Raw genomic sequence first — 6177 nt, forward strand, 5'->3', positions numbered from 1 at the left:
ATCATTGCCGGCACCTCACGGATGTTAAAGGATCAAGGCGTAGCGATCCAGAAGCAGGCCATCGAAACCAGCGTCTCCGTCGACACGCTCAAGCAGGCTTTCTCCGATGCCATCTCCGCCTTTGAAGCGATCAGCTCTTACAAACAGGCGGCGCTTCCGAAAATGCGGGATACGATCAATCAGTTCCGTGCCTTGTCCGATGAGGGGGAGAAGCACATTCAGCGTCTGGAAAAAGGGAAAGCGCTGGGTCTGTGATCGGTTTCATGGAAACTCTATATTGGAAGTGCGAAGACAGCCGGTTTTGTGACCGGCTGTTTTTTTTGAATCCAATTCTCCATCATGTCACATAATTAAATCATGAATTGTCTTTAAGAGTATCGAAACCAGGAGGGAGAGATAGAATTTATGGACAAGCTGCTTGTCATTAATGCGCATCCGAAAGTGGAGGACGATTCATCCGTAAGCTTGACCGTACTTCGGCACTTTTTAGAAACTTATCGAAACCTGAATCCGGAGGGACCTATCGAACAAATTGATTTATATCGCGAACCGATGTGCCTTGCATTGACCGGATATTTTTCAGCGCACAGGAAAAAATGCAAAAAATGAGCGCTTAACGGAAGAAGAACAGAGGCTCACTTCCCGGATGTCGGATATCCTTCGGCAGTTCAAGAGCGCCAAGAAGTACGTCATCGCCATGCCGCTGCATAACTTTAATATTCCTTCGAAGCTCAAAGATTATATGGATAACATCCTGATTGCCAAAGAGACCTTCGCCTATACAGACAAGGGATCGATCGGTCTGTTGACCGACGGCCGGAACGTTGTCGTCATTCAGGCAAGCGACGGGATTTATACGAACCAGGATTGGTACACGGAAGTCGAGTACTCCCATCGTTATTTGAAATCGATGTTTAATTTTATGGGCGTCGATTATCAAATCATCCGGGCACAGGGCAATCATTCCTTGAAGAGGGATGAGGTGCTGGCCAAGGCATTTCAAGAAGCCGAATCTGTGGCGGCCTCTTTGGCACATCAGGGAATGCAAGTGTCCAATCAGGCAGGGAGCAAGTAATTCATCGTGAGGGCGTCAGCCCCGGATTCACGTCGGCTATGTTACAATAAGCGGAAAAGAGCGGGGACGGAGATGGATAGATGACAACAGATACATCCAGTTTATATGTAGAGTATAAGCCGCTGCTGAGCAGCATCGCCTACCGAATGCTGGGGTCACTCACGGACGCCGAGGATATTGTGCAGGATATTTTTGCTGAGCTGGAAACAATGCAGACCGATCATATTTTAAACATGAAGGCCTATTTGCTTAAAATGGTTACCAACCGGAGCATCAATATGCTGAAGTCGGCCCGCAAAACACGCGAAGTATATACCGGCCCTTGGCTGCCGGAGCCTGAGACGGCTGATGCAGGTCAAACTCCCGAAACGGCAGCGATCCAAGCCGAATCGGTCTCCTACGCGCTGCTCGTCCTTCTGGAACAGCTGTCGCCGGTGGAGAGAGCCGTCTTCATTCTCCGGGAAACGCTCGATTACGATTACCGGGATATCGCCGAGCTGCTGGACAAAAGCGATGCGAACTGCCGGAAGCTGTACAGCCGGGCGAAGCAGAAGGTTAGCACCGCGCCGGTTCCGGGGCGGGAGGAGAGAGCGGCCGCCGAGCCACCGATTGCAGTGCCTGTAGAAAGCACTCGCGTCACTTCCGACCACGCCAAGCATGCGGAAATACTATCCCGCGCTTTTATGGCAGCGGCGAATTCCGGCGATTTCAGGGAATTTGTCGGCATGCTTGCGGATGATGCCCGATTGTACACGGATGGCGGCGGCAAGGTTCGCTCGGCGATCTTCCCGATCATCGGCAGCAATCGTATCCTGGCCTTCCTTCAAGGGATTGCCCCGGGAAATATCAAGCCGGAGAATCAGCTGCTGATCGACGTCAACGGGCAGCCCGGCCTGCGGTTGAACCGTGGCGACGAGCTCTTTGCGGTGCTGTCCTTCCAGTTTGACAGCGACGCGCGGCCTGTCCGTATGTTTATGGTCACGAATCCGGATAAACTGCAGCATGTGACCCCGTAACGGCTTTTTTTGGCAGACATAAAAAGGGTTTCGGAAACAACATGTAGAATATCCCATATGGTTAAAAATTCCAGATGGGAAAGAGGTATGCATTTTGAAATTTGAACAACAAAATTTAAGCCATTCAAGCTTCAATTGCTGCGACCTCAGTGAAACGGAAATTCAATGCTGCAATGGCAGCGGGATGAGCATGAACGATGTGAATTTGACGGGAATGCATATTTCCGATGCGAATTTGAGCGAACTCGCTATTGATGGTGCTCAATGGGGCGGCGCACTTTTTCAATCCATCGGCCACGGAGATCCAAGCAAGCCTGATGCAGAACACAACAAGGAGGGCGTCCGTTTTTCAGACTGCAGCTTCCAGAACGGGCGGATCACCGACTGTGATTTTACGAACGCCAATTTTCAAAACTGCGACATATCAGGATTGGTCATCAATGGGATCAACATCGAAGAATTAATCCAAAAGCATGTTCCTGTGGAACAAAGAGAGTAGGATGCAGATAAAATCATGAAAGCCACCCCAGGGTCTGGAGTGGCTTTCATCATTATGCCTGCCGTACCACATCATCCGCATCCGTGGAATAAGCGAGTTCTTTCTGCGCGTCAAGCGCGGCCAATCTGTCCAGCAGAGCTTCCCGGATTTGCTCATAGGCATCGCTGCCCAGCGCCATCCGGATCGGACCTTCTCCTTGATCGACGCGGCGGATGATCTGCTGCGCCATTTTATCCGGATCGCCGACAACCATTTGATTAAACATGCTCATATCGATGCCCGGCAGTTCCCCTTTCATCAGGCTGACGAATTGGCCTGCCTCCTTGTCCCGATATGCGTCCATCCGTTCTCCGAATACCGCATTGCTCGTAATGAAATTCGTACGGATTCCGCCCGGCTCCACGATAGTCGTCTTAATATTGAACGGCGCGGCTTCCTTGGCCAGCGCTTCAAAGGCGCCCTCGACCGCCCATTTGGAAGAACAATACAGCCCCATTCCCGGCGTGGAATAATGCCCCGCCATGCTCGATATCTGCACGATGTGCCCGCTGCCCTGTTTGCGAAAAAAAGGCAGGACGGCACGGGCTGCGCGCAGTGATCCGAGGACGTTGGTCTTGAACAGATGCTCGATCTGCCCGTCGCTTGCTTCCTCCACTGCACCGTACAATCCATAGGCTGCGTTATTGACAAACACATCCATCGTGCCGAGTTCCTCCCATGCCCGTTCGATCACCTCAACAATTTGCTGTGGGTTCGTCAGATCCAAATGAGCCTGCCATAATTGGGAACCATATTGAGCTTTCAGATCGTCCAGCACGCCCGGCTTGCGCACCGTTACGGCTACACGGTCGCCTCTTTCAAGCAACCGGCGGGTGATGCGCGAAGCCAAGCCTCCTGACGCTCCTGTAATAAACCATGTTTGCATGCTAAAAGCCCTCCAATCGCTGTATTCCTCTGTATCATACGAGCAGTGGAAGGGCGCTAGCCACAGCATGTTTATACTATTAATGGGAGTAACAGTCTACGATCATGAGCCGAATGTCCACCTGCAATCCAGACGAGATAGGTTCTGCTCTATTGAGGCAGCGAGTCTTGTTCCAGCAGAGACATTAACCTCTCCTCCGTGCCTGAACCCGGTACCGGCACGAAGAAACACCAGTGCAGGTCCGGGTCGCCGTCTATGACGGCCGCCGAATGGAGCATAAACTCCATTTCCTGGCCGTCCGGAAGGCGGAACAAAGCGGTGGTTACACGCTTTTGCTTGACTTCGTAGAGGTTCCAGAAGTGCTCAAATTCCTCACTTTCCCGTCTCAAGCGTTCGAAACGTTCCATATACAACGGGTTGTCTTGGCTTCGGTCAAAGCTTGCCCGCAGCACCGCCGCCGAGTAGCGGGCGAAGCTTTCCCAATTCACAAGCCGTTTACGGTAATCCTCCTTGAAAAATATAATGTTCAGCATATATCTTTCATTCTCCGGCATACGGCCGAAGTCGGCGATGACCATTTCTGCGGCGCGGTTCCAGGCGATCACATCCGTGCCCGCATCCGTGATGAACGAAGGGTACCACAGTTGATCGACGATTTGCTGCAGCACATCGGGATCCGGTTCCTCGCTGATCGGAACGGCGCCGGCGCTTGCCGGGTCCACATTGGCCAAATCGAACAGATGCTTCTGCTCGTCTTCGTCGAGCTGCAGCGCATGGCTGATATTTAACAGCACTTCCGGCGAAGGATTAGCTTCTCTGCCTTGCTCCAGCCAGGTGTAGTAAGTCACGCTCATGTTGGCAAGATACGAGACCTCTTCCCGCCGAAGCCCTGGGGTACGCCTTCTTCCGGGCAGCGGCTGGACCCCCGCTTCAGAAGGCTGCAGCCGTTCCCTGCGCGATTTGATGAAATCACCCAATGGAGATGAAGAACGATTTGTTTTCATTTTTCATGTACGTCACCATCCTTGCGTTTCCAAGTAGGCCGACAACAGCCATATAATTTCCATCTTCCGCTTCTGAATGGTTCAACTGAATTGCAACAACGGAAGTAAAATGTTTGACGAAGAATCATTATATTTATATTATTAGAAATATAGAAATAAAGATCAACAATGAAGCCAATATCTGAAAGAAGGTGTGGTAAGGATGAGTCATAAACCTCTATTGGTTATTGTAGGTGCCGGTTCGGGCGTAAGCGCGGGTATAGCCCGCAAATTCGGGAGCAATGGCTTCCGGGTGGTTCTTCTATCGAGAACCGAGACTTCGCTGCAGCGCAGCTTGGAGGATCTTCGTCAGGTACATATCGAATCGTATGGAATAACTGCAGATGCTTCAGATCCAGATTCCATCAAAGCAGCCTTTACACAGATCAAAAACTTATATGGAATCACCGATGTTTTGGTATATAATGCGGCGCACATTGCGCCAGGAGATGCGCTATCGTTAACGGAACAGCAGTTGATCGATGATTTGAAAGTAAATACGGTCGGCGCGTTGACCAGCGCGCAGCAAGTCATTCCGGACATGGTCGAACGGAAACAGGGGACGCTCTTTTTCACAGGGGGCGGTATTGCGTTGAACCCGAATCCGCTGTATGCTTCTTTATCCATCGGCAAAGCTGCGGTCCGCTCACTTGCGCTTTCCCTGGCCGAGACACTGGAGCCCCATGGAATTTATGTGGGCCAGGTTCTAATCGCCGATCATGTTCAGCAAGGGACATTTTACGATCCGGACCGGATCGCCGATGTATATTGGGAATTGTATACCAATAGAGACCGGAAGGAATATTTATTTAAGGAATAATCATTGACGCTCATTCATGGACAGGGATCGTTTCACAAAAAAAGGACAGCCGCAGAGCGTTCGTAGCTGTCCTTTTTTTCACCTCAATAGTGGTAAGTATAGACCATGCTTATATCATGCTCTTTTCCCATGCACCCCGAATTTCCACGCCGGTTGACTTGGCGGCCCGTTCCAGTTCTTCGATTTCGGCATCCGATAATTGGACGTCCATAGCCGACACGGCGCTGGCGATATGGGACGGTTTCGTCACGCCGATAATCGGTACCGTTCCTTTGGCGATTGCCCAGGCTATGGCGATTTCAGCAGGTTCAACATGGTGACTGAGGCTGATTTCTCTCATTACCCCGATCAGATCTTCCAGCCTGGCGAGAACCTTTTCATCAAAGGCGTCTCCTCGGCGGGTCCCTGCTTTAAAAGGATGTTTTGTATCATATTTCCCGGTTAACGCCCCTTGCTCCAGTACCATATAGGAGAAGAAAATCAAATCATTGGCGTTGCAGTATTCAATAATGCCGGCTTCTTCCGAGGAACGGTAGAGCAGACTGTAATGGTTTTGAACGGCTGAGAGCTGAAGCCCCTCTTGAGCCAAAATGTCCGCGGCGAGCTTGATTTCCTCCAAATTATGATTGGAGACCCCTGCGTATTTAACTTTTCCGCTCTTCATCAACGGGATCAGCTTAGAGGTCCAACGCTGGACGTCTTTCGGATTGTGGATCCAATACACGTCGGCATGATCCCTTTCAAGCCGCTGCAAGCTCCCGGCGAGAAATTCTTCAACAGCCTCGTCCGTCTGCTCGCC

The 6177-nt window shown here is 51.1% G+C and carries 7 protein-coding genes and 1 pseudogene; 5 read left to right on the plus strand and 3 right to left on the minus strand.

What is annotated here, in order from left to right:
- The 4 genes and pseudogenes from CPT76_RS19990 to CPT76_RS20005 form a co-directional block, all read left to right on the plus strand.
- A partial coding sequence (locus tag CPT76_RS19990) for a toxic anion resistance protein (protein ID WP_181152956.1) occupies positions 1-255 on the plus strand: 255 nt, incomplete at its 5' end.
- A gap of 150 nt (positions 256-405) precedes the next feature.
- Positions 406-1075: pseudogene (locus CPT76_RS19995) on the plus strand (FMN-dependent NADH-azoreductase).
- Between the two features lie 80 nt (positions 1076-1155).
- The gene (locus tag CPT76_RS20000) at positions 1156-2091 is read left to right on the plus strand and encodes a sigma-70 family RNA polymerase sigma factor (RefSeq protein ID WP_105444204.1); all 936 of its coding nucleotides are present in this window, start codon (positions 1156-1158) and stop codon (positions 2089-2091) included.
- Positions 2092-2185: 94 nt separating this feature from the next.
- Entirely contained in the window at positions 2186-2590 is a 405-nt protein-coding gene (locus CPT76_RS20005) for a pentapeptide repeat-containing protein (protein ID WP_105444205.1), read from the plus strand.
- Positions 2591-2642: 52 nt separating this feature from the next.
- Here the strand turns inward: CPT76_RS20005 and CPT76_RS20010 are convergent, their stop codons facing one another.
- Both CPT76_RS20010 and CPT76_RS20015 read right to left on the minus strand, forming a co-directional pair.
- Positions 2643-3515, minus strand: a complete 873-nt coding sequence (locus tag CPT76_RS20010; RefSeq protein ID WP_105444206.1) for an SDR family oxidoreductase — start codon at positions 3513-3515, stop codon at positions 2643-2645.
- Between the two features lie 149 nt (positions 3516-3664).
- Positions 3665-4519: a helix-turn-helix transcriptional regulator gene (locus CPT76_RS20015; RefSeq protein WP_105444207.1), complete on the minus strand. Its 855-nt coding sequence runs from the start codon at positions 4517-4519 to the stop codon at positions 3665-3667.
- A gap of 202 nt (positions 4520-4721) precedes the next feature.
- Between CPT76_RS20015 and CPT76_RS20020 the strand changes: the two genes are divergently transcribed.
- Complete coding sequence (locus CPT76_RS20020; protein WP_105444208.1) at positions 4722-5378, plus strand: SDR family NAD(P)-dependent oxidoreductase; 657 nt, start codon at positions 4722-4724, stop codon at positions 5376-5378.
- A gap of 109 nt (positions 5379-5487) precedes the next feature.
- Here the strand turns inward: CPT76_RS20020 and CPT76_RS20025 are convergent.
- Positions 5488-6177: aldo/keto reductase (locus CPT76_RS20025; protein WP_105444209.1), on the minus strand; the 690-nt coding region annotated here is incomplete at its 5' end.

This window comes from Paenibacillus sp. AR247 (assembly GCF_002968895.1).
Classification (GTDB): Bacteria; Bacillota; Bacilli; order Paenibacillales; family Paenibacillaceae; genus Paenibacillus_AQ; species Paenibacillus_AQ favisporus.